This window comes from Pseudarthrobacter phenanthrenivorans Sphe3 (genome assembly GCF_000189535.1).
In the GTDB taxonomy this organism is placed as follows: Bacteria; Actinomycetota; Actinomycetes; order Actinomycetales; family Micrococcaceae; genus Arthrobacter; species Arthrobacter phenanthrenivorans.
The window spans coordinates 3,601,100-3,625,228 of sequence record NC_015145.1; the positions used below are offsets into that span (position 1 = coordinate 3,601,100).

The 24,129-nt window shown below is 65.0% G+C and carries 31 protein-coding genes and 1 pseudogene; 20 read left to right on the top strand and 12 right to left on the bottom strand.

All coding sequences use genetic code 11. The features are described from left to right. Positions 1-290 precede the first annotated feature (290 nt). Complete coding sequence (locus tag ASPHE3_RS16755; RefSeq protein WP_254362907.1) at positions 291-689, top strand: PaaI family thioesterase; 399 nt, start codon at positions 291-293, stop codon at positions 687-689. 69 nt (positions 690-758) lie between these two features. Here the strand turns inward: ASPHE3_RS16755 and ASPHE3_RS16760 are convergent, their stop codons facing one another. Next, a complete protein-coding gene (locus ASPHE3_RS16760; protein ID WP_013602382.1) occupies positions 759-1,256 on the bottom strand; it encodes an SRPBCC family protein in 498 nt (165 codons plus the stop codon). Between the two features lie 14 nt (positions 1,257-1,270). After that, positions 1,271-1,603, bottom strand: a complete 333-nt coding sequence (locus tag ASPHE3_RS16765; protein ID WP_013602383.1) for an ArsR/SmtB family transcription factor — start codon at positions 1,601-1,603, stop codon at positions 1,271-1,273. Between the two features lie 99 nt (positions 1,604-1,702). Here ASPHE3_RS16765 and ASPHE3_RS16770 point away from each other — a divergent pair, with 99 nt between their 5' ends. Further along, positions 1,703-2,428 carry a Type 1 glutamine amidotransferase-like domain-containing protein gene (locus tag ASPHE3_RS16770; protein WP_013602384.1) on the top strand — a complete coding sequence of 242 codons (726 nt, stop codon included), beginning with the start codon at positions 1,703-1,705 and terminating at the stop codon, positions 2,426-2,428. A gap of 24 nt (positions 2,429-2,452) precedes the next feature. On the opposite strand, the gene ASPHE3_RS16775 is transcribed toward ASPHE3_RS16770, so the two are convergent. Both ASPHE3_RS16775 and ASPHE3_RS16780 read right to left on the bottom strand, forming a co-directional pair. Further along, positions 2,453-3,187 (bottom strand): GAF and ANTAR domain-containing protein, encoded by a 735-nt coding sequence (locus ASPHE3_RS16775; protein ID WP_041652310.1) that lies wholly within the window; start codon positions 3,185-3,187, stop codon positions 2,453-2,455. Between the two features lie 80 nt (positions 3,188-3,267). Continuing rightward, on the bottom strand, positions 3,268-3,459 hold the full coding sequence (locus tag ASPHE3_RS16780; RefSeq protein WP_013602386.1) for an ANTAR domain-containing protein: 192 nt from the start codon (positions 3,457-3,459) through the stop codon (positions 3,268-3,270). A gap of 344 nt (positions 3,460-3,803) precedes the next feature. Between ASPHE3_RS16780 and ASPHE3_RS16785 the strand changes: the two genes are divergently transcribed. The 10 genes from ASPHE3_RS16785 (at position 3,804) to ASPHE3_RS16830 (ending at position 10,958) form a co-directional block, all read left to right on the top strand. Next, the gene (locus ASPHE3_RS16785; RefSeq protein WP_013602387.1) at positions 3,804-4,532 is read left to right on the top strand and encodes a GAF domain-containing protein; all 729 of its coding nucleotides are present in this window, start codon (positions 3,804-3,806) and stop codon (positions 4,530-4,532) included. A 151-nt stretch (positions 4,533-4,683) separates the two neighbouring features. After that, complete coding sequence (locus ASPHE3_RS16790; RefSeq protein WP_013602388.1) at positions 4,684-5,400, top strand: GAF and ANTAR domain-containing protein; 717 nt, start codon at positions 4,684-4,686, stop codon at positions 5,398-5,400. Between the two features lie 9 nt (positions 5,401-5,409). Further along, positions 5,410-5,742 carry a hypothetical protein gene (locus ASPHE3_RS16795; RefSeq protein WP_013602389.1) on the top strand — a complete coding sequence of 111 codons (333 nt, stop codon included), beginning with the start codon at positions 5,410-5,412 and terminating at the stop codon, positions 5,740-5,742. Between the two features lie 168 nt (positions 5,743-5,910). After that, positions 5,911-6,636, top strand: a complete 726-nt coding sequence (locus ASPHE3_RS16800) for a GAF and ANTAR domain-containing protein (RefSeq protein WP_013602390.1) — start codon at positions 5,911-5,913, stop codon at positions 6,634-6,636. Positions 6,637-6,638: 2 nt separating this feature from the next. Then, entirely contained in the window at positions 6,639-6,899 is a 261-nt protein-coding gene (locus ASPHE3_RS16805; RefSeq protein WP_013602391.1) for a hypothetical protein, read from the top strand. Further along, complete coding sequence (locus ASPHE3_RS16810) at positions 6,896-7,663, top strand: GAF and ANTAR domain-containing protein (protein ID WP_013602392.1); 768 nt, start codon at positions 6,896-6,898, stop codon at positions 7,661-7,663. The genes ASPHE3_RS16805 and ASPHE3_RS16810 overlap by 4 nt, the downstream gene beginning before the upstream one ends. A gap of 321 nt (positions 7,664-7,984) precedes the next feature. After that, on the top strand, positions 7,985-8,182 hold the full coding sequence (locus ASPHE3_RS16815; RefSeq protein WP_013602393.1) for a hypothetical protein: 198 nt from the start codon (positions 7,985-7,987) through the stop codon (positions 8,180-8,182). A 103-nt stretch (positions 8,183-8,285) separates the two neighbouring features. After that, positions 8,286-8,852, top strand: a complete 567-nt coding sequence (locus tag ASPHE3_RS16820) for a hypothetical protein (RefSeq protein ID WP_148258124.1) — start codon at positions 8,286-8,288, stop codon at positions 8,850-8,852. Positions 8,853-9,048: 196 nt separating this feature from the next. After that, on the top strand, positions 9,049-9,894 hold the full coding sequence (locus ASPHE3_RS16825; RefSeq protein ID WP_246084758.1) for a CPBP family intramembrane metalloprotease: 846 nt from the start codon (positions 9,049-9,051) through the stop codon (positions 9,892-9,894). 47 nt (positions 9,895-9,941) lie between these two features. Continuing rightward, entirely contained in the window at positions 9,942-10,958 is a 1,017-nt protein-coding gene (locus ASPHE3_RS16830; protein WP_041652313.1) for a nitronate monooxygenase, read from the top strand. Between the two features lie 91 nt (positions 10,959-11,049). On the opposite strand, the gene ASPHE3_RS16835 is transcribed toward ASPHE3_RS16830, so the two are convergent. Further along, a complete protein-coding gene (locus ASPHE3_RS16835; RefSeq protein WP_013602397.1) occupies positions 11,050-12,090 on the bottom strand; it encodes an NAD(P)-dependent alcohol dehydrogenase in 1,041 nt (346 codons plus the stop codon). 200 nt (positions 12,091-12,290) lie between these two features. On the opposite strand from ASPHE3_RS16835, the pseudogene ASPHE3_RS22720 reads away from it, so the two are divergent. Beyond that, positions 12,291-12,494 (top strand): annotated as a pseudogene (locus tag ASPHE3_RS22720) (hypothetical protein); the annotation flags it as partial. On the opposite strand, the gene ASPHE3_RS16840 reads toward ASPHE3_RS22720, so the two are convergent. From ASPHE3_RS16840 to ASPHE3_RS16850, 3 genes are read right to left on the bottom strand one after another with little or no spacing between them, the layout of a single operon-like run. Further along, positions 12,433-12,870, bottom strand: coding sequence for a VOC family protein (locus tag ASPHE3_RS16840; protein ID WP_013602398.1), 438 nt, complete (start codon positions 12,868-12,870; stop codon positions 12,433-12,435). The pseudogene ASPHE3_RS22720 and the gene ASPHE3_RS16840 sit on opposite strands and share 62 nt — an antisense overlap. A 9-nt stretch (positions 12,871-12,879) precedes the next feature. Beyond that, complete coding sequence (locus ASPHE3_RS16845; protein ID WP_013602399.1) at positions 12,880-13,809, bottom strand: DUF817 domain-containing protein; 930 nt, start codon at positions 13,807-13,809, stop codon at positions 12,880-12,882. Further along, positions 13,802-14,593: an oxygenase MpaB family protein gene (locus ASPHE3_RS16850; protein ID WP_041652315.1), complete on the bottom strand. Its 792-nt coding sequence runs from the start codon at positions 14,591-14,593 to the stop codon at positions 13,802-13,804. The genes ASPHE3_RS16845 and ASPHE3_RS16850 overlap by 8 nt, the downstream gene beginning before the upstream one ends. 198 nt (positions 14,594-14,791) lie before the next feature. Here ASPHE3_RS16850 and ASPHE3_RS16855 point away from each other — a divergent pair, with 198 nt between their 5' ends. Next, positions 14,792-15,196: an Hpt domain-containing protein gene (locus ASPHE3_RS16855; RefSeq protein WP_013602401.1), complete on the top strand. Its 405-nt coding sequence runs from the start codon at positions 14,792-14,794 to the stop codon at positions 15,194-15,196. Between the two features lie 70 nt (positions 15,197-15,266). Here ASPHE3_RS16855 and ASPHE3_RS16860 read toward each other — a convergent pair whose 3' ends face one another. Together ASPHE3_RS16860 and ASPHE3_RS16865 are read right to left on the bottom strand one after the other, a co-directional pair. After that, positions 15,267-16,319 carry a metallophosphoesterase gene (locus tag ASPHE3_RS16860; protein ID WP_013602402.1) on the bottom strand — a complete coding sequence of 351 codons (1,053 nt, stop codon included), beginning with the start codon at positions 16,317-16,319 and terminating at the stop codon, positions 15,267-15,269. Positions 16,320-16,347: 28 nt separating this feature from the next. Then, positions 16,348-17,208, bottom strand: coding sequence for a phosphatidylinositol-specific phospholipase C/glycerophosphodiester phosphodiesterase family protein (locus ASPHE3_RS16865; RefSeq protein WP_013602403.1), 861 nt, complete (start codon positions 17,206-17,208; stop codon positions 16,348-16,350). Positions 17,209-17,381: 173 nt separating this feature from the next. On the opposite strand from ASPHE3_RS16865, the gene ASPHE3_RS16870 reads away from it, so the two are divergent. From ASPHE3_RS16870 to ASPHE3_RS22325, 6 genes are all read left to right on the top strand, one after another. Further along, positions 17,382-17,849, top strand: coding sequence for a hypothetical protein (locus tag ASPHE3_RS16870; RefSeq protein ID WP_041652317.1), 468 nt, complete (start codon positions 17,382-17,384; stop codon positions 17,847-17,849). Next, positions 17,846-19,558 carry a DUF5671 domain-containing protein gene (locus tag ASPHE3_RS16875; RefSeq protein ID WP_013602405.1) on the top strand — a complete coding sequence of 571 codons (1,713 nt, stop codon included), beginning with the start codon at positions 17,846-17,848 and terminating at the stop codon, positions 19,556-19,558. Before ASPHE3_RS16870 ends, ASPHE3_RS16875 begins: the two co-directional genes overlap by 4 nt. Positions 19,559-19,696: 138 nt before the next feature. Beyond that, positions 19,697-21,121: a hypothetical protein gene (locus tag ASPHE3_RS16880; protein ID WP_254362909.1), complete on the top strand. Its 1,425-nt coding sequence runs from the start codon at positions 19,697-19,699 to the stop codon at positions 21,119-21,121. Positions 21,122-21,242: 121 nt separating this feature from the next. After that, a complete protein-coding gene (locus tag ASPHE3_RS16885; protein ID WP_167536988.1) occupies positions 21,243-22,526 on the top strand; it encodes a hypothetical protein in 1,284 nt (427 codons plus the stop codon). A 156-nt stretch (positions 22,527-22,682) separates the two neighbouring features. Further along, positions 22,683-23,105 (top strand): universal stress protein, encoded by a 423-nt coding sequence (locus ASPHE3_RS16890; protein ID WP_013602408.1) that lies wholly within the window; start codon positions 22,683-22,685, stop codon positions 23,103-23,105. Positions 23,106-23,306: 201 nt separating this feature from the next. Next, positions 23,307-23,471, top strand: a complete 165-nt coding sequence (locus tag ASPHE3_RS22325) for a hypothetical protein (protein WP_013602409.1) — start codon at positions 23,307-23,309, stop codon at positions 23,469-23,471. A 159-nt stretch (positions 23,472-23,630) separates the two neighbouring features. Here the strand turns inward: ASPHE3_RS22325 and ASPHE3_RS16895 are convergent, their stop codons facing one another. Together ASPHE3_RS16895 and ASPHE3_RS16900 are read right to left on the bottom strand one after the other, a co-directional pair. Beyond that, positions 23,631-23,867, bottom strand: coding sequence for a hypothetical protein (locus ASPHE3_RS16895; RefSeq protein WP_013602410.1), 237 nt, complete (start codon positions 23,865-23,867; stop codon positions 23,631-23,633). Positions 23,868-23,907: 40 nt separating this feature from the next. Then, positions 23,908-24,129 carry a hypothetical protein gene (locus ASPHE3_RS16900; protein WP_013602411.1) on the bottom strand — a complete coding sequence of 74 codons (222 nt, stop codon included), beginning with the start codon at positions 24,127-24,129 and terminating at the stop codon, positions 23,908-23,910.

Genomic DNA, 24,129 nt, shown 5'->3' on the forward strand with positions numbered 1-24,129 from the left:
CACCTCAACAGGTCTTCTTCCAGTATTCAGAACCGGCCGGCCACCTTCAACGCCTGCCACGGCAGTTCAACGTCCGGGGCCCCGCCCCGATTCCCTCGTTTTGCTGGTCCTGCAAGACCTGGGAGGAGAAGATGGAATCCATGAGTGCCAGGGAGCCAACAAAGCGTTCGGAGACCTTCAGCTGGACAGACCCTCGGGTCGCTTTGGAACACCTGCCGCGCATGTCCGGGCTGGAGTATCTCTCCGGCCTGCGGGATGGCAGTATTCCGCGGCCGCCCATGGCGTCACTGATGAATTTTGTACTTCTGGCCGTTGAACCCGGGCGGGTTGAGTTCCAATGCAGTCCGTCCGAGGCGCACTACAACCCGCTGGGGATGGTTCATGGCGGCCTCGCGTGCACGCTGCTGGACACCGTGGTGGGATGCGCCGCACACAGCACACTGGCCGTGGGATACGGCTACACGTCCATCGATCTTTCGGTCAACTACCTGCGCCCCATCACGCTTCGGCACGGCGTCCTTCGAGCAGAGGGAAACGTGGTGAAATCCGGGTCGCGGGTGGTGTTCGCGGAGGGCCGGATCCTTGGGCCGGCCGGAGAGCTGCTGGCCACTGCCACCAGCTCGCTGCTGGTCTTCGCCGCGCCCGCTCCGTCCGGGCAGGGGACCACGGGGGACGGCGGACAACCGTAGGCAGGAAGTACGACGGCGGGACGTCCCGCCGTCGTACTCCTTGCTCTGGGTGCCTGCAGGCTGGGCCGCTTAGGCGTTTGCGTGCTCGGCAAGGATGGCGTCGATCTGGCCGACAGCCTCCTTCATCCCTTCCTCCATGCCCATCTGGATCATCTGCTCCATCTGTTCTTCGGATTCGAAGATGGTGGCGACTTTCATGCTGGTGCGGCCGCCGTTCTCCTCAAGTGTCACCGTGACGTGGGAGGCGCCGATCTCCGCGACAGGTTCCCCCTTTTTATCAGCAAACCCGTCGTCGAATTCCAACTTGTTGGGGCCCTGGATGGAGGTGAAGCGCCACCAGCCGCGAGGCTTTTCACCTTCGGGCCCGGTCATGTAATAGTCGGCCTTCCCACCGGGCTGGAACTCAAACCGCTCGAACGTGGCAGGGAACGTGGGCGGCCCCCACCAGCGTTCCAGCTGTCGAGGGTCTTCCCAGAGCTGCCAGACCCGTTCGACGGCGGCGTCAAACTCCGCAGTCAGGGTGAAGCTGAGCGCCTCAACATTCTTGGTGGTATCAATAACGGTCATTGCAGAACCCTTCCTTATCCTTCAGCCAGAATGTCGGCGATCCGGCCCACACGCTCCTGCCAGATCGCTTCATACTCGTCGAGCAGCCGCCGGGCCTTCTCCAGCCCTTCGTGGTTACCCCGCACGATCTGCTCCCTTCCGCGCTTTTCCTTGCTCACCAGGGTTGCGCGCTCCAACACCGCCACATGCTTCTGGACGGCGGCGAAGCTCATGGCGTAGAGGTCAGCGAGGCCGGAGACGGAGTACCCACTGACGGTCACACGCCGGACGATGTCGCGGCGGGTGGAGTCGGCGAGCGCCTGGAAGAGGCGGTCAAGTTCGGTTTCGCGGAGCTGATCTACAACCATTTGGTTGTACGATAGCCCTGCTGCCTGCCAGTGTCAATGGTGGGTGTTGACCGCAACTAAGTCCCCTCATCACCGGGCGGCAACGGTATCTTGAGGGGCATGAGCATCTTCCTGGCCGGCGCGGGACCGGATCCCTTCGCCTTTCCCGAACTGTTCGACACTTTCGTCCAGGCGGTGCGGGATCGCCAGGGCATGGGACGGAAGCCCCGGGTTGCCGTGGTGGTCCATAACCGCGCCGGAAATCCCGCGGACCTGCTGCCCGCGTACACAGGGCCCCTCCTTGAAAGGATGCCAACCGATGCCCTGCCGGTCCTGCTCGATGGGAGCCCGGCTGATCCCTCCGTGTTCGACGCCGTTGATGCGGTTGTGGTGGGAGGGGGACTGACGCCGGCCTACTGGAAAGGGCTGAGCGGTTCAGCGGCCGCCATTTCCCGTGCAGTGGCCGGCGGTGCGGCATACCTGGGCTTTTCCGCCGGAGCCATGATCGCTCCGCACAAGGCACTGATAGGCGGATACCGCAGCAACGGCATGGAAGTGTGCGGCGAAGAGTGCTCCGAGGGCCTGGATGAACTCGAGGTCCGGGACGGCCTGGGACTTGTCCCGTTCACCGTGGACGTCCATGCAGCCCAGGCCGGGACCCTCAGCAGGGCAGTGGCGTCCGTGGCAGCGGGCCTGGTGGGCAGGGCTGTTGCAGTGGATGAGGATACGGCACTGATACTTCAGTCGGCAGGAGATGAAAGCTTCCAGGTGATCGGGACCGGCAACTGCTGGGACATCCGCAGCTCAGCGGCTGGCTGCAGCGTCTCCATGCTGGCTGCCGGATGAGTCAAGGAGCAGCTGCTGCCCGTGCTACCCGTCGAAGTGGGTGCGGATGTTGCCGCCGGACAGCTGTTCGATCAGTTCCTTGGCAACATCGCGCAACTTACGGTTGCGGTTGCTGGAAACCTTGGTGAGGATATCCATCGCTTCCGCCTGCGAGCACCTGTTCTGCGCCATTATGACGCCACAGGCAAGATTGATGGCCGTACGGCTTTGCATCGCCGCTTCCAGGTCCTCTGCATGGTTCTGTGCAGTGTCAATCCTGACCGAGAGATGAAGGGTTGTGTGGGCGGCCGCAGCGAAGCCCACGGCTTTCTCGTAAACGTTGGCTGTGAACGCGTGCGGCTTTGAGGCAAAGAAGTTCAATGCGGCGCTGGCATCAGTGGTGATCTCCAGGGGGACACCCAGCGAGCTGCGTACATTGGCCTGTGCCAGCGCCCGGTTATAGTCCGGCCAGCGCGGGTCCGCGGAAACGTCGTCGATCATGGTTGACTGCATCTCCCGCAATGCCTTGATGCACGGCCCGTCCCCCAGCGCCTGCTCCAAATGGTCAAGCTCCACCGCACGTTCACTGCTGCCCGCCGCGGTGGCGGGCCTGCGCTTCATCCTGAGGGTAACTGCACATTCGACGTGATCGCCGGCAGCTTCGGACACCGCGGCCGCGGCAAGCCGGGAGAGTCCTGAGAGGAACTCAACGGCGTTTTCTGAGCCAGCCAGAATACTCTGAAGCTCTTCGATAGATGCGGCATCGGATGCACTTGACATGGGCCCAATCCTACTGGAGTCCGTGCTGCAGGCCGGGAGCGGTCCAACAGCGGGCATGAACTTACGGAAAGGTGGTGTGCCTACTCGTCAAAGTGGGTCCGCAGTCCGGCATTCGGCGATACCGAGGTGATAAGCCCGGCCGCCACGTCCCGCAGTTTGACGTTGCGGCTGTTGGAGGCCTTCCGCAGGATGGTCATTGCTTCGTCCTGGCTGCAACGGTTTTGGGCCATGATGATGCCGACGGCCACGTCGATGGCCGTTCGCGACTTCATGGCCGCTTTCCGCCTGAGGTTTGCAGGACAAGATCCTGGAGATGGGAAACGATCCCGTCCTGGAGGGCTGAAGTGTCGGGCACGGCATCCATGGCACATCCCTTGAAGTTGGGTGTCAGCCGCCGGCAGATTCCCAAAGCAGCCTGAACGCGCCCACTTCAAAACGCTTCCTTTCCAAGACTACGTCCATTCCCCTGACTAATCCCGCTGTTATGGCACCCAGTCACGTCCACCAAGCATTCTGCAGGCTATGCTTGGTGTGGAACGGAGTGGCTTTTCGGTCCCGGCCCAGCAGGGGGCATCCCCAAGGACAGCGACTGTCCGGATGCAGAAGGGTGGCTTCAATGCCACAGCAACTCCCCCTTGATGAACTCACTCTTGCGCTTGCCCGCATCAACGGCCTGCTCCTTACCCAGGAAAAGGTGGACCGGGCCGTACAACTGCTTGCCGAGGGTATCCGCGACGCCTTTCCCGGAACTTCCGGAGCGGGCGTTTCCCTCCTTGATGAGCAGGGCCGCAGAACCAGCACGGGTGCCACTGACCCCGTGGTCCTCGCAGCAGACGCTGCCCAGTACGAGCTGGCGCAGGGACCTTGCCTCACCGCTTGGTCCACCGAACGCACAGTAGTGGTTCCCGACGTAGCGACCGATGACCGCTGGCCCCTGTGGTCCCAGGCCGTGGCCGACCTCGCCATCCGGTCGGTCATCAGCACACCGCTTATGGCCGGGACGAAATGCCTGGGCGCGCTGAAACTGTACTCAACCCAGCCGGATGCCTACAGCGCCGCCACGGCCAGGCCACTGGAGAAACTTGCTGTCCCCGCGGCCACCCTGCTGGACAACATCCAGACCTCGGAAGCACCCAAACGCTTCAGCGAGGTCCTGGCCACCGCCCTGCAGAGCCGGGATACGGTGACCCGCGCCCAGGGTTACGTGATGCAACTGCACGGCGTCGGGGCGGAGCACGCCCTGCACCGGTTGGTGCAGCTTTCAAGGAGCCGCGGGCAGTCACTGCTCACCGTCAGCGCCCAGATCCTCGATGGGAGCGGGAGCAGCTCCCATGACAAGGGGTGATGGGGATGCCCCGGACTCTTCCGCCCTCGAAGCCGTACCTTGCGGACCTGATGGCCCAGGCGAGCGGACACCCCTAACGATTAAAGAAAATACCGGAGCGCGCCCGCCCCGCACGGGCCCCCGCTAAAGGGCTTGGCTTTATGCTGGGTCTATGGCGCAACTTCCCCTTGACGAGCTGAGTACTGTCATTGCTCGCATCCAGGGGTTGCTGCTGACTGAGGAAAAGGTCACTACCGCTGTCCGCCTCCTTGCGCGGGCTGCCAAAGAATCGGTTCCGGGCACCATCGGAGCCGGCGTCTCACTCCTGGATGCGCGCGGGCGCCGGACCAGCAGCGGCTACACGGATGCGATCGTCAGGCAGGCCGACGCCATCCAGTATGAGTACGGGGAAGGCCCGTGCCTAACCGCCTGGGCGGCGGAGGAGACGGTGCTGGTCCGGGACCTGAATGACGAAGCACGCTGGCCGGAGTGGCGAAACGGCGTGGCAGGACTGCCCATACTTTCCGTGGTAAGCGCACCACTGATGGCTGGTGGTGAATCCATCGGTTCACTGAAACTGTATGCCGCTGCCGCCGGCGTGTATGACGGATCCAGCGCCGACCTGCTCCAGCTTTTCGCGGCCCCGGCCGCCACCCTGTTGTCGCATATCCAGGCCAGCGAGGCTCCCCAGAAAATGACCGAGGGCCTGCAGGCATCCTTGTTCACGCGGGATCAGGTTAACCGTGCCTGCGGGGTGCTGATGGAGCGGCTGGGTATCAGCCACGAGGCGGCGCTGCAGCTGCTGATTAGGCAGGCCAGGCAGGAAAATGCAGCATTGCAGTACATCAGCGAACGCGTCATCGCCGGGACGCCGGCCCCCGGAACGTAGGAACCGCCCATGGGCTTTGACCCCAATGAACCGGAACAGCGGCGCCAGCTCCGGGCAGCGATGAAAGCTGCAGATATTTCGTTGTCCGAGCTGTGGCTGAAGTATTTTGGCCTCTCCGGTGACGCGGGAGAGTACGAGGTGGAAGCGTACCTGCAGGGCCTCTTATCCCTGCCTCCGATGCAACGGGACTTGTTGGCCCTGGCGGCCAATGAGCTGATTGATGACCTTCCGCGGCCCCGGGCGCCCTATTCTGACGACTTCGACGGCGGTACGGAGTCCGGCTCCGACGGATCGGCCGCGAGCGAGGACGGCAGCGGACGGCAGGCTGACGCGGACGAGTAGCCCGGGGACAGCCCTGCCGTTTCCATACTCCCCGTACAGGCGTAGTGTCGAATATAGGAGATTTCGGGATACCAGCAGATCCGGAGGTTGAATACACGGGCCAGCCGCGCAAAGAGCGGCGGCCGACAGCCAGGCCACGGCGCCAGGCGCTTTATGGATCGAGGCCCGATGGCCAACGAAAGCACCGTCACTACTTCCGACCAGATGCAGGACCTACTGCTTGATAGTCCGGGATTTCCTGAATTCCTTCTTGGCCTGGCCACCATTTCCGCGTCCCTGATCACCGCAGACGGTCCGATCATGTGCACCATAACGGTGGAGCGCGATGGTGGGCTGACCACCATGGCGAGCAGCACCCCGGGAGGCCGCCTTCTGGACGAGACGCAATACGGGTTCGACGACGGGCCCTGCCTTACTGCCGCGCGGCAGCAGCGCCTGGTCTGGGTTCCGGACCTCAGGGGCGATGGACGCTGGGACGACTACGTGGAGGCGGCACTCCAGCAGGGGGTTCTGTCCGTGCTTGCCGTACCCATCCCCACGGACGCAACGTCCCGGGCAGGGCTGAACTGCTACGCCCACTCCGTCAACGCCTTCACAGAGGAAACGGTGGCTCTGCTGGAACAGCACGCAGCATCCATGTCCAGGGTCCTGCGCGTCGCATTGCGGCTGCACGGGGCGGAAGTACATCCCGAACACCTCAGGGCAGCGCTGAAGTCACGCGCCGTGGTGGACGCGGCCGTGGCACTGATCATGCTCCAGCAAAGAGGCGGCCGCGACGCCGCCCTGGACATCCTCCGCATCGCCGCGGATTCCAGCAACCGCAGGATCCACGACATAGCCACTGACATCGTCCGGGGCGCAGCTCTCCCGGCAACCCAGCTCAACGGAGGGTAGGAATGTATTCCACTGGGGCCGATGGGCCCGAACAACCGGACCGGGCGATCGAACTGCGGCAGGGAACAGCCCAGCGGTTCCGCAACACGGACCTTCCCCTGGAAAAGCTGTGGATGTACTACTACGGCATCGGCGGAGACATCGACGAGATGTCGCTCGACGCCTATCTCCATGAGGCCTTGGACATCCCGGCTGCACAGGTAGGCCTGATCGCCGCCGCAATGACGGAGATGACGGAGATGACAGAAGGCGATTCCATATGACAACCCAGGAGCACGGCACGGAAGGCTTTGACGCCGCACCCCGTGCCGGCGGATTGGATACCAGGCTGCAGGAACTGGTCCTGGACAGCCGGGACGTCGCCGCTTTCCTCACCGATCTGGCGGTCATCGCTGCGGCCCGGCTGTCCACCCCGTCCCACCCTGTCCATGCCGGAGTGACCGTCATCCGCCACAAGCGGCCCCAGGCCGTGGCCAGCAGTGATGCCCAGGCGCGCGCATTGGACGAGACGCAGAACGGTTTTGGAGACGGCCCCTGCCTCACCGCACTCCACAGCAGGACAACATTGCTGGTTCCGGACCTGGCCATCGAACACCGCTGGGCCCGCTACATAAAGGCGACCATGGCGCAAGGCGTCTCCTCCATCCTTGCCGTGCCGTTGGACCTGGCTGGAGAAGCTGAGGCCGTCCTCAACCTGTACTCCGGCCGCAGCCACGGATTTTCAACGGAGGACATTGCCACAGCGGAGGCCTTCGCGGAGCAGGCAGCGGTATCCCTGCGCCTGGTCCTGCGGATCACACAGCTCGGCGAGGCACGCAACGACCTCTCGAATGCACTGCAGTCGCGCACGGTCATCGACATGGCCATCGGGGCAATCATGGCCGAGAACAGGTGCAGCCGGGACGCGGCCTTCAGCATCCTGACAAAAGCCTCCAGTACGCGGAACATCAAGCTCCGCGAGGTGGCCGCTTCCGTCATTGCCTCCATCTCCGGCGAGAAGCAGGTCGACACCTACTTCGACGAGTAAGTTCCTTCCGGCGCTGGGGTCAGAAGGCGTACACCACTCCGACGTGATGAGACTCACTCGCAACAATCTTGAGGCCGGGCGCGCGGCTGGGCAGTATTGAAGGCATAGGCAAACTGGCCGCGCATGATGGGCGACCAAGCCTCCGGGGCCGGTGTGCTTGGTCACATCTGCCTCGATCCGGTTGCCATCACCTCTTGGCAGCCTGCACTATTGAAAAATGGGGAATGCGCTTTCCCACCTGCAGTCCGTCCTCATCGACGAGGACACGGCCCGGGCAATGATGATTCCGGACCGCCAACCGCAAGAAATGGAAGTTGAATAATGACGTTCGATGCCAAAGACTCCGTGACCCTGAAAATCTGGGACCGGTCCACGCTCCACCACACCCTTGACTCCGCCGTGCAGGACCTTTCCGCCCGGCACAACACCACCACCTGCCGCGTTGCGGTCACCTGCAGTGGCCCCAACACCTTCACCCTGAGCTTGCGCGGCGAAGCCCAGGCGCTGGCCTCCGCCTAAGCCGCAACGCCACAAACGGAAGCGGACGACGCCGGGACCTCCCGTCGTCGTCCGCTTCCGTTAAGCGCCGCCCGGCGAGCTTGCGGCCCGGCATACTTGAGGCATGACGATGCGCACGTGGTGGGGGCTTGGGAAGCGGCGCGGCCCGGGCGAGGTCTGGCGGGACTGGACGGCCGCGGACGAGGCCGGTGACGCCGAGCGGGCGGCGGCGCTTGCCGCCGAACTGCTGGAGCTGACCCCGCGTTCCTATTTCAGCTGGTTCCATGCCGGGCTCCTGTCCAAAGCACTGGGGAACTGGGCCGAAAGCTCCGAACGCAACGCGCGCGCCCTTGAGCTCTTTACGCCGGAAGATGCCGAAGCGTTCGACGGCGTAAATCCCGCCGCGTGGAACCTGGGCATCGCAGCAACGGCGCTCGGCGACTGGGCCACCGCGCGAAGGGCCTGGACTGTTTACGGCTTGGACGGGCTCGGAAGCGGCACGGAGCCCATCGACCGTGATTTCGGGCTGGCACCGGTGAGGCTGAACCCTGACAAGCCCAGCCTTCCGCACCAGGTGATGCCCTCGGCCGGAGCCGCGGAGGTGGTCTGGTGCTGGCGCAGGAGCCCCGCCCATGCCGTGATCTCGAACGTCCCCCTCCCCGAGTCCGGCCACCGCTTCGGGGACGTTTAGCCATGACCACCCGCCCGCGCAATCAGAGGGGACGCTGCTGGGGCTTGCCGGACGGGAACCTGAGCTGACAGAAGTGGTGGAGGCCTGGGCGAACGCGAGGCCTGCCGTATCGGTCCACCTTGCCCTGCTCTGGTGAGCGGCACGTAAAATTTGTGGGGTCAGGCGGAAGCGCGCCCCCCAAGCAACAAAGGCAACCATGAGGCAGCAACCACAGGCGCGGGCCGAAACCGGTCCGGCAGGAACGGAAAGGCCGGCAACGACGCCACTTGCTGTGGTCCCCGCCGCTCTTGTGTCGGCGTCGGGCTTCCTGCTCTTTGCCCGGCAGGACCGGCTCTCCGGGTTCCTGCTCCTGGCCGCCGCCCTGGCCCTGGCGGGCTTCATCAGCCGCAGGCTCCTGATCGACCTGGCCCTGATCGGAGTGGGCCTGACAGCCATGAGCCTGGTCCCCATCACCACGGACATCAGCACGGAGCACATGCTGGTGATGGGAACCGCGATGATCCTTGCTGTGGGCATTCCATACTCGGTCTCCCGTTTCGTCACCAAGGACCACGCCATCCGCTTCCCCATTAGGACGGCAGAGCCGTGGACCCGCGCCGAGAAATGGTACCTGCCCGCCGTCCTGGTGATCGGCTACGCGCTGATGCCGGTGTACATGATCCGCACCGGGGTCTACAACAACTGGCCAGCGGTCAGCGACCCGGACGGCATCGCCCGGCTCTTCCTGGGCACCAACGTGCTGGGGATCTGGGACGAACTGTTTTTCATCTGCACGGCCTTCACCCTGCTGCGCCGGCACCTCCCGGACTGGCAGGCAAACCTGCTGCAGGCGGTCCTGTTCACATCCTTCCTCTGGGAACTCGGCTTCCACTCGTGGGCGCCCTTCTTCATCTTCCCGTTTGCCCTGCTGCAGGCCCGGCTGTTCACGGTGACCAAGTCGCTGTCCTACATCGTGAGCGTCCACCTGTTGTTCGACTTCGTGCTGTTCCTGGTCCTGATCCACGCGCACAACCGTGAGTGGATCGATATTTTCCTGTACTGAATTCCCCAGCCAGAAAGCGGCCCAACATCTTGGATGCTCCCACCAGCATGCCCCGTTTCACTATCGCCTCCCTGGCGGTGCCTGTCATCCAGGCGCCGATGGCAGGCGGACCCTCCACTCCCCGGCTGGCGGCGGCGGTGAGCTCGGCCGGCGGACTGGGGTTCCTTGCCGCAGGGTACAAGAGTGCCGGCGCCCTGCTGGCTGAGATCGAAGCAACCAGGGAGCTCACCGGAGCCCCCTTCGGGGTCAACGTGTTCGTTCCCCAGCAGTCAGTGGCCAACCCGTACGAGGTGGAGCGGTACGCCCGCTCCCTGGCCCCTGACGCCGCCCGCTTTGGGATTGCCCTCGGCGATCCGCGCCACGACGACGACGATTGGGAGGCCAAGGTGGACGTCCTGCTGAAGGAGGCGCCCGCCGTCGTCTCCTTCACTTTCGATCTCCCGGACCCGACAGTGGTGGCCGCCCTTCAGCAGCGGGGCGTTTACGTCCTGGCCACGGTGACGTCGATGCCGGAGGCGGTGCGGGCGCTGGACGCCGGCGTGGACGCGCTCTGTGTCCAAGGACCGGAAGCGGGCGGCCACCGGGGAACCTTCGATGCCGCCGGCCCCGCCCCGGACGTGCCGCTCCATCAGATCCTGGCGGAGCTGTCCGGCCTCGGCGCACCCCTGGTTGCAGCGGGCGGAATCGTCACCACGGAGGATTCGCGGGCCGCTCTTTCCCGGGGCGCGGCGGCAGTCCAGGCCGGGACGGCGTTCCTGCGGGCCGACGAAGCGGGCACGAAGGCAGCCCATCGAACAGCCCTTACCTCGGAGCAATTCACCACCACGGCCGTCACCCGTGCCTTTTCGGGAAGGAACGCCCGCGGCCTCCACAACGCGTTCATGCGCCGGCATGACAGCGAGGCTCCCTGCGGGTATCCGGAGATCCACCACCTGACCACTCCCCTGCGCGCCGCAGCCTCGGCCGCCGGCGAGCCTGACTGGCTTAACCTGTGGGCCGGGACCGGCTTCCGGCGCACCACGGCGGGGCCTGCTGCCGCCATCCTGGCCACCCTTAAGCCGTAGCATGCCCCGCCGAGTGAAAAAACGGCGGCCGGCCCCTTTCGGAACCGGCCGCCGTCGAACGCTCTTTGCCTGGCTTTGAAACGCTCCTGGCCTAGAGGGTGGCGGTGTCAATCACGAAGCGGTAGCGGACGTCCGACGCCAGGACGCGCTCGTAGGCCTGGTTGATCTTCTCCGCGGGGATGACCTCGATCTCCGCGCCCAGGCCGTGCTCGGCGCAGAAGTCCAGCATCTCCTGGGTCTCGCGGATGCCGCCGATCATGGAACCGGCGAAGGACCGGCGGCCGCCGATCAGGGCGAAGGCGTTGACCGGAAGGGGTTCGGCCGGGGCACCAACGTTGACCAGGGCGCCGTCGAGCTTCAGCAACTGCAGGTAGGAGCTGATGTCGATGGAGGCGCTGACCGTGTTGATGATCAGGTCGAAGCTGCCGGCGAGGTCCTGGAAGGTGTTCTCGTCGCTGGTGGCGTAGTAGTGGTCGGCGCCCAGCTTGAGGCCGTCTTCCTGCTTCTTCAGGGACTGCGACAGAACGGTCACCTCGGCGCCCATCGCGTGGGCGAGCTTCACGCCCATGTGGCCCAGTCCGCCGAGTCCGACGACGGCAACCTTCTTGCCGGGTGCCGCACCCCAGTGCCGCAGCGGCGAGTACGTGGTGATGCCGGCGCACAGCAGCGGCGCGGCGACGTCGAGGTCGATGCCCTCGGGAATCCGGACCACGAAGTCTTCGGTCACCACAACGTGGGTGGAGTAGCCGCCCTGGGTGATGGTGCCGTCCCGGTCAACGGCGCCATAGGTGCCCACGTTGCCTTTGAGGCAGTACTGCTCCTCGCCCTTTTGGCAGTTCGCGCACTCCTTGCAGGAGTTGACCATGCAGCCGATGCCGACGCGGTCGCCCACGGCGTGCCTGGTGACGGCGGAGCCCACCTCGGTGACGACGCCTGCGATTTCGTGGCCAGGAACCAGCGGGTACTGCTGCGGTCCCCAGTCGCCGCGGACGGTGTGGATGTCTGAGTGGCAGATGCCGGCGAACTTGATCTCGATCAGGACGTCGTTGGGGCCGACGTCGCGGCGTTCGATGGTGGTGGCAATGAGGTCCTCAGTCGAGGACGGGGATGCATAGGCCTTGACGGTAGTCATGGGTCTCCTGAGGTTCTATTGGGGGATGTATCGATGCTACAGGGAGTGTTTACCGGTGAAGCCGGAAATGGGCCGGCCAGCGTGGCCCTGTTGTACCTAGTCTTGGCAGTCCTACCTTCGGCAGTGATACTCCTGGCTTGGCACCCGGGTCGTCGTAACGTGTCCCGTATGGATAACCGAACCGAGGTGCCGCAGTTCCCCTGGGCCTCGAGGAGGACCCAGGACATTCACTTACGGTCTACCCTGCTACCCCGGGGAGCCCCTCGGAGGAAGCCCTGAAGCTCCTCGCCTCCTGGGCTGCGACGGAAAGAATCGCGAAGCTGCCAGGGCACCCGTTCCGGGTTAGGCGTCCTTTGCGTCCTGGCCGGGCTCTGCCGGCTGGAGGCCGGACTCGTAGCCGATGAGCCAGTGGAGCCCGTGACGGTCCACCACCTGGCCATCGGAAGCGCCCCAGGGCTTGGGGCCAAGGGGGTCCCGTACCTGGCCGCCGACACTCAGTTTGTCGAACCACTCATGCAGGACGTCCGGCTCGGCGGTTCCCAGCAGTGAGAGCATGACGCCTTCCAGCCGGACGCTCTTCTGGCCTTCCGCTGCGTCCGAACCCGCGATGGCGACAACCCCCTTGAGCACCCCGTGCGCGATGGCATTCGGGGGGCCGTCGTTTCGGGCGAAGTCCTCATACGTGTGCAGGAAGAGTTCTCCCCCGAAAACATCCGCATAGAAGCCAAGTGCTTCACGGGCCGTGCCGGGGAAACTGACATAGATCTGGGGAGCCGTCATCCGGCCAGCCTACACAGGCGGGGGTGCGCCTGACGTGGAAGGCTCGGCGGCGGCACCCGGACGGCTGCCGTCGTCGTTCGCTGTTTTCCCGGTATCCGGCGGCTGGGGCTTGTACACCCAGGCCACCAGCACCACGGAGATGATCATCAGCAGGAACCAAGCCACCAGCTTCTCCATGCCCACCGGCTGCCACCCGTCCACCTGCCCGGGGTAGAGCCAGGCGCCGGACCAGGTGGCGATGTTCTCCGCGATCCAGATAAACAGCGCCACCAGCAGGAAGGCGACCAGCAGCGGCATTCGGTGGTGTTTCCGGAACACCCGGAAATGCATCACGCACCGGCCAAAGATGACCACGACGGCGGCGAGCAGCACCCAGCGTGCATCCCAGATGTAGTGGTGGCTAAAGAAGTTGGCGTACACGGCCGCCGCAATGATCGCCGTGATCCAGCGGCGCGGATAGTTCGCGAAGCGCAGGTCGAACAGCCGATAGACGCGGACCATGTAGGAACCCACCGCGGCGTACATGAAACCGCTGAAGAGCGGGACCGCTCCGATCCGCAGGACGCCCTCGGCCTCATAGGACCAGGAACCGGCGTCCGTCTTGAACAGCTCCATCACGGTGCCCACCAGGTGGAAGAGGATGATCACCCTCAACTCCTTGAGGGTTTCCAGCCTGAACACCACCATGAGGATCTGGATGGCGACCGCGGCGAGGGTCAGGAAGTCGTTCCTGGCCAGCCCTGCATCCTCCGGGTACCAGAGCCGCGCCCCCATCAGCACGGCCAGCAGCACGGCACCGAAAATACAGGCCCAGCCCTGCTTCAGGCCGAAGACCAAGAACTCCGTAAGCCTGGGCCGGATTCGGCTGGCGGGTGCACTGGCCAGGAAGCGGCGCGCCCGCTCATCGAGCCGCTGCTCCAGCGGGGTGGAGCTATACATGGACTGCCTGGCGCGGAGAGGGTTTAACCTGTTCCAGGCAGTAGTTCTTGAACCAGTGGCGGATGCCCTGCGGGAATTTGGGATAGACAACCGCCAGGAATTTGAGGGTGGCCTGGAAGCCGCGCTCATGGCGTTCGCTCCACGGCAGGCCGAAGTCCCGCCGCAGCTGGTCGGGCAGGAACCCGGCAGTGAGGAAGCGGGCGGAAGGCATAAGGGCCCGGTGCCAGAGTGGCGCGCGCTCCGGGTAAAGGAGTCCCCGGCCGATCCGGACGGCATTCCCGTCGGCGCGCAACGTGCGCAGCCGCCGGTCCCAGTAGCGGGCAAAAGCTGTCCTGTCCGGCGGCCACATCCGTTCCGGAAGCTGCAGGGCTGTGCCGAGCTTGGCGTAGCTGCGGTACATGGCATCGGCTGTGTCGTCGTCGAGCGGGCCGTAGATCTTGTCAAGGATGGTGGCGGCGGTGTTGTAAAGGGTGGCTACCACCCAGAGCTGGGACTCCGGATCGTAGGCGTTATAGCCTCCGGAAGCCCCCTCAGTGGCGCGGACCGGCGCGTGCGCGCGGTTTACCCGCCGGCGCACCGCCCTTGCCTGCTCCTCGCTGCCGTACACGATCGCGTACACGTAGGTGAGGGTGCCGAAAAGGCGGTCCAGCGGACGCTCCGTGAAAGTGCTGTGCTCCGCGACGCCCTGGCCCACGGCAGGGTCTGCAATCTGCAGGAGGATGGCCCGTCCCGCCCCGGCAAGCAGGATGCCTTCCGCATTCAAATCGGCATGTCCACGCACCATTTCAACAGGGTACCGGAGGAGGTGCCACCTGGGAGCCGCTTTTTCTGCCTATCCACGAGCAGTCCACGTGAGAATTCGAGTACTCACCACTCGTGCCCTCGCCGTCCCCTGCCCGTAGCGTCCTTCCCAAGCCATGCGGCGACGGCCGCAGGAATTCGGCTGTGAGGGGGCGGTCATGGGTGGCACGGAGGCAGCGTTATGACGCAGCCGGATGGCTATGCCCGGCCCCTCCTTGACCCTGCGGTGTTGGAACGGCTGCGCGACGAACTCGAGGACGACGAGAGCGTGTGGAAAGTCTTCGTGGAAGACTTCATCGCGCAACTGCCCCAGCGGCTGCAAAGAGTGCGCCTCACGCTGACCACCGGGGACGCGAAGGGCGCCATGGATGCGATACTCAGTCTCAAAACGTCCAGCCAGATGGTGGGGGCGGAGCGGCTGGCAGGACTGGCCTCTGACCTGGAGCAGTCGTTGCGCCAGGAAGCCGGGACCACGGATCCCGCCGTCGCACTCCCCCTGCTTGCCGCAAACCACCTCCGGCGGATCAAGCAGTGCGCCCAGCGGACCATCAACGTCCTGCAGAACCACCTCCAGCAAGGCCCGTAATTGTGCCGCTTAAAAGCGCAGGCGGACGACGGCGGGTGGGCGCCCGCCGTCGTCCGCTGTGGTTCGGTGCCTAGGAGCTGAAGGGGACCTTCTCCCAGCTCAGAACATCATCGCCCTCCGTGCCGCTGTTTCCGGCGACCGAGAAGCGGACGTAGTTGGTGGCGTTGGCGGAGCCGTCAACGGTGATGCGCTGCAGGTTGTCCGCTGCGGGCTGGCCGTAGATGTCCAGCCAGGGCGATCCCTCGGCCAGCGGCTGGTTCTCGGCGAAGACGTGGCTGTCGCCGTTGATGAGGTACACCGGCGCGTCGAAGCTGTTGGTTTCCTTGACGATTGCGTGGACGATGCTGCGGAAGCCGGAGACGATTTCCGGGTTCGCGGACGCCGCGGTGAGCAGCGACGGATCGAACATGTCCGCCTGCATCATCAACACCACCGCACGGTCGTTGCGGCGTTGGGCGCCAGCAAACGTCTCGCGGATCTGGGCCAGTGCGGCGTCCGTCCGCTGTTCCACCTCGGCCACTTGCTCCGGCGTTGCAGCCGTTGCACCCAGGCCGGTCCATGGCTGCAGCGAGTTGTTGCTGCCCTGGATGTTCAGCACGGAGAAGGCCACCCGGTTCTGCGTGAAGCGGACGTTCTCCGGCAGGCCGAGGTCCTCCTGGCTCTTGACCGGCATGGTGCTGCCCAGGGTTTTGCCGGGTTTGTTGAAGAAGACCTCCCGGAGCCTGTCCAGGCGTTCCAGCGGGTTGTAGGCGCCGTTGTTGGTGCGGTGGCAGTCCACCCATTCGTTGTCGCCTGGGGTGAAGACCAGCGGGTGGGTGAAGGTGTCGAACTGCGCGCGGATGTTGGTGAAGTACTCGTCGGAGCAGACCGAGGAGCCGTTCTTGATGTCGCCAACGTGGGTGACGAAGTTCAGGTCCTTGTCGGCGTTGATGTCCTGGATGCGGGCGGGGAACTTGGCGATCTCGGCCTCGCCGTAGGGAATGTCGCCGATGACGCCGAAGGTGAAGGCGTCCTCGGTGCTGTCATCAGCAGTGCTGCCTGCCGCGGCGGCGGGCTGGGCAGCAAGGACGCTGAGCGCCAGGGTGAGTGCCGCCGTCGTGGTTTTCATGGTCTTTGAAGGCATGGGAACGGTCCTGGTTCTAGAGGCGGGGTCAGGCAGTGCGGGCGGTGAGGAACTGCTGCAGTCCGGCGAGGTCGTCGGTGTTGATATGGTCCACGCCCGCGTCCGCGAGCTCAGTCCACATCGCGTCTCGGGCGGGACCGGGCTGGTCCGGGGTGGCCCAGAAGCGGACGCGGTAGCCGTTGGCGTGAGCCTCGGCCACGTAGGCATGCAGCTTGGCGCGCTCAGCCTGGGGCATGGGGCCGACGCCCTGCCAGGTGAAGAGCCGGTTCCAGTTGTCGCTGACCAGCGGCATCAGTTCGGCGGGCTTGCCGGTGCTGAGGTCGGCGGAGCGGCCATCGTAGAAGCTGAAGCGCTTCTCCTGTGCCTGCATGGTGGCGAGGGGCCGGTTGCCGCTGATCACCGCGGTGACCGGGCCGGTCTTGGTGGTGCCGTTGGTGTACCGGCTCATGATGTCGCGGTGCTCAGCCAGTTCCTGCTCGATCGCGGCGTAGGTGGCCTCGCCTTCGCTCTTGATGTCGATGAGGAGCTGCAGGCTGCCGTCCCAGTTCGGGTACACGCTGTGGCCCTGCTGGCTCCGCACCAGGTCCTGGAGCGGATCAAGGTAAAGGCTCTCGAGCGTGACGCCGGGCTGGACGTCCTCAAGGTCGTGGGCCACCAGCAGTTCACCGTCCACCAGCCACACGTCCGCCTCGACGCTGGTGAAGCCGTGCTCCAGCGCGTCGAACAGGGGGCGGTCATGTTCATAGTCGTTATGGGCATGCGCCTGGGCCAGCGGCTGGCCGACGACGACGGGCGACGGCTTGGTTGCTTCGGCTTGGGCGGGTGCTACCGCTGTTCCGGCCAGGGAGGCGAGGACAGCGACGGCGGCGAGGGTGCTTTTCACGAACACGGATACTCCTGGTACAGGCGGCGGGACAGCCTGGCTGTTGGGTGGTCATTGCCCCAAAAGACTGGCTGGCCAGCACTAACAGCCGCAGTCCCCGGGGTGGCCTAACGGTAAACAGCAGGAATCGGGCCTAAAGACACCAGCGGAAGGACTTCAGGAATGTGCATACTTACGCCATGAACGATGACGCCGCGAGAAAACCCGACCGCATCCTGCTCGTGCTGCTCGGCGTCATCGCGTTGCTGGTGGTGGTGGCGCTGGCGGTGGTGTTCTCCCGGGGCGACCCGGCACCCCTGGATGAGGGCAGTCCTGCGGGAGTTGTGCAGCGCTACAGCACGGCGGTGATCGACGGCGATACAGCCACCGCCGAGACCTACCTCACCGAATCCGCCCGGACCATCTGCCGTGGCTCCTTTTCCGGCGAGCCGCGGCCCAGCAGGGTTGTCCTGGTGTCGACGTCGGAGCGTGACCAGTCAGCTACCGTCAAGGTTTCCATTGTCAACTCGTCGCAGGACGGTCCCTTCGGCCCCACTGAGTACGAGATGGAGGACATTTTCTCCCTGGTCCGGGAGGACGGGAACTGGAAGATCAGCCAGGCCCCCTACACCCTGTTGGCCTGCACCGGAACGCCGGTGAAGCCATGACGTCCCCGGCACCGGTGACCACCCCGGCCGGAGGCCACGCCCAGGTGACCCTGCGCCGGCTGATCCAGTACGCCCTTCTGTTCGCCCTGGTAGTGATCGCCGCCAGCGGCCTCAGCGGATTGCTCGAAAGGCTTTTTACCTCCGGGGCGGTCCTGGCATCCACGGATGTTGCCGGGCTCGCGCTGTCCCTGGCCTTCACCCTGATCGGCGGACCACTGGCACTGCTGCTGTGGTGGTTCGTGTGGAGGAGGCTCGACGACGAGGCGGAACGCACCTCCGCCGGTTGGGGCCTCTACATCACCGCCATGTACGCCGTCTCACTCTTCATCTTCACCACCTCCTTCCTGGGACTGGCAACGTCCCTGATAGGCCAGTGGAGCAGCGATTGGGCACCCACGCTTGCCAACAGCATTGTCTGGGCAGCCATCTGGGGCTGGCACCGCTGGATGTGGAAGCACCCCAGGGAAGCCACCACCCATCTGGAGGACGTGCGGGCCGTCGTCGGATCGGTGTTCGGCCTGCTGCTCGGCGCCGGAGCCGGCATTGCCGCACTTGGTGGCCTGCTCGACGTCGCCATCCGCGGCTTCCCGCTCACTGTCACCGTTGAGCCCTGGTGGTATTCCGTGCTCCGCTCACTCATCTGGGCTGCCGGCGGAGTCATCGTATGGTGGTGGCACTGGTTCCGCGAGGGCGGGCGCCGCTTCCAGACGGGCCTTGTTGACGTCATCATGATTGCCGTCGGTATCTTCGCTGCAGGGATCACTGCCCTCGGCGGTGCGGGCGTGGTGCTGTTCGTGCTCCTGCGCCTTGCCTTCGACCGGGACGACCCGCTGAACGAGTTGCTGGAACCGTTGGCCCCGGCCATCGCCGCGGCACTCGTGGGGACGCTGGTGTGGCGGTATCACCGCACTGCCGCGATCCGCCGTTCCCTCAGCACGATGCGCGCCAGCCTCCTGGTCACCTCGGCGGTTGCCCTGGCCGCCGCCGCTTCCGGCGTGGGTGTTGTGGTGAACGCGCTGCTGGCTGCCGCAGTGTCCCCGCTGGCAGGCGGGGCTACGCGCACGTTGCTCCTGGGCGGCATCAGTTCACTCCTGGTGGGCGGACCGGTCTGGTGGCTGGCATGGGATCCCCGGCACCAGCCGCAAAAGGCGGAGTCCATCCCGCCGGGGCGCCGCATTTACCTCATCTCGTTCTTTGGCGTCAGCGCCGTGGTGGCGCTGATTACGCTGCTGGTGATCGGCTACCGGCTCTTCGAATTCCTCCTCGGGGATGTCACCGGCGGCAGCCTGCTGGACCGGGTCCGCGCCCCGCTGGGGCTTCTGGTGGCCGCCGGGCTCGTGGCGGGGTACCACTTCGCCCTCTGGCGGCATGACCGCACCCTGCTCGCCGCCGCCCAGCCAGTCCGCAAACGGACCATAGACCACATCACCCTGGTCACGGGGCGGCAGGCCGATTCTGAAACGTTGGCGAAAGGCATCGCTGATGCCACCGGCGGCGCGAGAGTCACCCTTTGGCTGCGGGCGGACGACGGCGGACCGGCGCTTCCCGCTCCAGGTGCTTCTTCCGCGGGGGCACCTTCCCAAGCGGCGGCTGAAACGGTGAGCCAGGTGGCGGCCGCCCTGGACGGAGTCACCGCGCGGCACGTCCTGGTACTTCTGGGCCAAGGCAACCAGCTGGAAGTCATACCCCTGCACACCCCGCCCAGATAACGGGAGCTTTTGGGCAGCTATGCGGGGTTGGAGGCCGTTTATCCCTTCGCAGTCTGTCCGGAACCCCCCCCAGGCGGAGGTTGGGCTTTAGAGCAAAGGAGGCCAATGATGGCTGCTCGGAGAGTTGGATCCGATGGTGTGTCTGGCGGAGGAAAGGGCGGCGTGCGCTGGCTCGGCTGGGCGGCCATTGGTGTCTTGGCCCTCGTTGGCTGTTCACCAGGAACTCCGGCACCGGGAGCAAGTCCGTCGGAGAGTCCTGCCACCGCGCCACCGGCCTCTCCTTCGACTGGTTCCGGATCTTCCGGGTTTCCTGAGAAAGCCTTCACGGACGCGGAGCTTGCGGCGGTCATCAACGGCGTAGGCCAGAGCCGGAACCTGCCATATCCCGCGGCGCAGGATACCGGGCGCCTGCGCAGCGGAGCATCCAGCGGCTCATTCCCGCAGGTCGGCAGCGAGGCGACTCCGCCCGAATGCGCGGTCTTTGCCCCGCAGAACCCTTTCGTCCGCTGGGCGGACAAGAGCGTCAGCTTCGCAGAGGGGGCGATGCCCATTGGCGGAGCTTCAGGACCTACCACCACCATCATGATTTCGCTGCGCAGCGCGGAAAAGGATGCCATTACAAAGGCGGACTTCAGTTACACGGAGGATCTGGCGGCCCGCTGCAAAGAGTTTGACTTCATGTACACGGAATCCGGGCGAACCTCGACTTACACCGTCGGATTGCTTGATGTTGCTCCGGTCGGCGAAAAATACTACGGCACCATGCAGACCACCAAGCCCAAAGGGCCCGGAGACTACGGTTTGGTGGGGCTGCGGGTACTGGCAGGGACGATGTCCATTTCGCTGAGTCTCTCCGTGGCCGCGCTTGATTCGGCGGCGGACGCCAAACCAGCCCTCGACTCCATGTCCGGGCTGGCAAAACAACTAATCGACCAGGCTGTGCAAAGGCCGCCAACAGTGGCCCCGGCGGCGGCGAACTCCATGACACCGGAGGATCTGGTTGCGCTGGCAAAAGGCGTCACTGGGCCCAACGGCAACACTGTGGAGCTTTTCGGGGCTTCCGTCATCGGCCCGGCACCAGGCTTCACGGGAGGCACACCATCGCAGGAACCCCTGGAACGCTGCACGCTGAGCGACGCGGCCTACTACGGTTCCCTCACGGGCGCAGTCATCGGCCAGGGACAGATCCCCGGTGCCACCAAGATGGAGTACATCGACGTCACCATGATCAATATGCCGGCGGCGGCCGTCCCGCCCTATCCCTTTGATTCCCGGGCGGCGGAATTCCGCGAGTGCGAAACCCTCCAGGAGGACATGGGCGGCAGTGTCCGGCCATTTCCCGCCCTCTCCCGCCTCACCGTGTCCCTCGCCGCCGACGCAAGCTACGCCGTCGCCCATCAGCTTTCGGATGGGACAGGCGAATGGCATGTCCGCGCCGGAGCCCGCAAGGGCATGCTCTCGGTAGAAGCGAGTACCCGGCTGAACGCCCAAACGGAAGCCCAGGCCACCGCGGACGGCCTGATGGAGTTCTTTGGCAAGGTGTTTTCCAGTGCCGGGCTCTAGGGCGGCCCGCTGGGCCGGCGGAGTAATGACGCTGCTGGCCCTCGCTGCCTGCTCCCCGACCCCGGATACCACATCGTCGCCTTCTCCCCAGGGCCAAACCACGAGCGCCCCACCGAACGCTGTGCCTGCTGAGACCTATGACGACCAGCAGCTCGTAGATATCGCAAAGACCGTGGTGCAGGCAAGAAGCCTTCAGGGCATGGTGATGGACACACGGAGCCTCCGCAGCACTTCGGACGCCTACCAGGGCCCTGCGATCACCAGCACGAGCATGCCGGAGGCGTGCTCGGCATTCCGGTTGCCCGCTGTTGCGGAGGGCGATGTTCGGCAGCCGGACAAGGATGTGGGGTATGCCCAAGGCACAGTTCCGCTCGACGCAAAGCAATCCCCCCTGTCCACCATCGCGTTTGTGCTGAGGAGTGCCTCGAATGACCGGCTGGCGGCGGCGGGCTTCAACGGCACCGATGACCTGATGACGGAGTGCGCCGAGTTTGAACGGGCCATCGCGGTACAGTTCGCCGGAGGAGCCCCGGGCGGGATGACCACAACCTATGCGGTCCGGCTCACGGGTACTGCGCCCGTTGGACAGAAGGCGTATGCGACCGTGCAAAAGGCAAAAGGCCTTGGCACCGCGGACATGGGGGCGGCAGGCATGCAGGTCCTGGCCGGTACTCTCACCATCGAGATGGCGCTGACTCTGTGGCCGGTGAGCCAGGAGTCCGCGGACCAGGCCAAGGAGTCCATGACTGCTCTTGCCCGTGAGCTGATCGACCAAGCTGTGAAGAACCCGCCAAGCTCCCCCAGACCGGTACCGGCAGGTGCCCGCAGCCCGGACGACCTGGCCCGCCTGCTCACGGGGGTCACGGGACCGGCTGGCACGAAGCTCTATGTGAGTCCTACTGAAGCCCGGACAATCACCTCCGCCCAAGGGTCCTCACCACTTCCCTCGCGAACCCCCTGCAGCTACGACGACGCCACCTACTTTGCCGCCCTGGCCGAAGGCGCCACCATGGCCAAGGCGATTGCCTCAACCGAGGACAAAATGATCGCGCTGGACGTTACCGCAATCAGCCTGGGCTCAGCGGTCCAGCAGCCGTTTCCCTTTGATGGGCGGGCCACGGCAATCAAAGACTGCACCACCATCCAAGCCAACATCACGGGCATAGGCGTGCTGGCTTTTGCTCCCGTCCGGCACCTCGAAGTAAAGTTCGACGGCGAATCCGGCTATGCCTTCAGCTATCAGGCTGCAGAGGAACCAGGCCGCTGGTATATCCGCCTGGGGGCCAGGAAGGGCACCACCTCGGTAGAGGTCAGCACCTCAGCATGGAGTTCCCTGGAGGAGGACAAAGTCCAGGCCGCCGTCGAAGCCGCAACCGCGGTTATCGAGCAGGCGCTGCGTCAGTAGGTTGGGCCCCGACTTGAGGGGGTCCGCCGCTCTCGGGCGGTGCTCTCTCCCCGCCGCACGCAGGAACCCGCAAGGTGACGTGGGGACTCCACCCCAAACTTCTCTAGACTGGCCGGGGGGATGCCACAGCTACGGACATGAGTGAAGGAGTACAGGATGAGTGGAGAAGTTGTTGTAGGGGTGGACGGCAGCGCATCGGCCAGGAAAGCGGCCGAAGTGGCACTGGGCCTGGCGGAGAAGTTGGGCGCCACACTCCACGTGGTCACCGCGTTCGAGACGGAAAAGCCAGAGACGTTCGGCGTCGGCTCGGACCAGGTGAAGGTCTTCAGCGCTGACAGTGCCGAGAATGTGGCGAAATCACTGGCTGCATCGCGGCCGGGAGTCCGGATCACCCACTTCGCTGCCCGCGGCAAGCCCGCCGACGCGCTGATCAAGGAAGCCATGCGCCTGGACGCCGGGCTGATCGTGGTGGGCAACCGCAGGATGCGCGGCATCGGCCGTCTCCTGGGCAGCGTCGCCAACAGCGTCGCGCACAACGCCCCCTGTGACGTCTACATCGCCAACACCTACGAGGACTAGCTCCTGACTGTTAACATGTGAAGCACTAAAGCCAAGACGGACGACGACGGGACCTCCCGCCGTCGTCCGTCTTGCATTCTGAGGGGCTGGCCCAGCGCTTCCATCAAGATTTGCTCAGTTTATCCCGTCGGTAGATAAACCCTCTTCCCTTGCCCGCGCAGCCTGCCTAGGGTTGCTACACACGCTTGCCAAGGGGGAAACATGAAAAGCACCGATGACGTTCCGCAGACTGCCCACGACGATGTTCAGCAGCCTGTTGTTTCCGATCCACTCGAGGGCCGCCAGCGCACAGTGGCCGAGTGGACCGGCGACCTCCTGCTCGGGATGCGGCAGCCTGTCCAGTTCAGGCTCGCCGACTGGCCCTAGGAAATTCCGGGGCCCGTGCCACTGCGAAGTGCGGGCCACCTGGATCACCGGTATGACTCCCGCGGCAAGGCTCCGGGAGCCATGCGCCCAACACGGCCAGCGCACTAATCCAGGTTGTTGCCTGCCGTTTCCGGCCCGCACGCCTCTGGCCGCGGAACCCTAGCTTGAGACGTCCTTTTCGATTTCCTCGGCGAGGTCGTCCACTGCTTCGGGCCGCAGCTCGATGCCCGCTTCATCGAAGCGTTCCTCGAGCACGTGGCTGACGTCGTCCTGGACGTGGCCCAGCCGGATCTCGTCGCGGACCTCCTCGGCGATGCTTTCCGCCGTCTCCACGCCGTCGACCTCCTCCATGGTGTCGTCGTCGAAAGGGGCATCGGTTTCAGCTGCGTCAGTCATACCTCATCGTTGCCGGTTGCGCGGGAGTGGTCAACAGCAGCTAGCCCTTGACTTCCACCTTGACGAAGTCCTCCCGGTGGAACATCCGGCGCTCCGGCCAGCCATCCATCATCACCCAAAGGACGGTACCGTCCGGCGTGCTGCCGTCCACCACGCCGCACCCGATGTGCTGCCCGTCGCGTGAAAGCCGCACAGGCTGGCCCAAGGGCAGGGCGTTCCACGAGACCTTCCGCCAGCTGTGTGCGTTGCCCGGATTATTCAT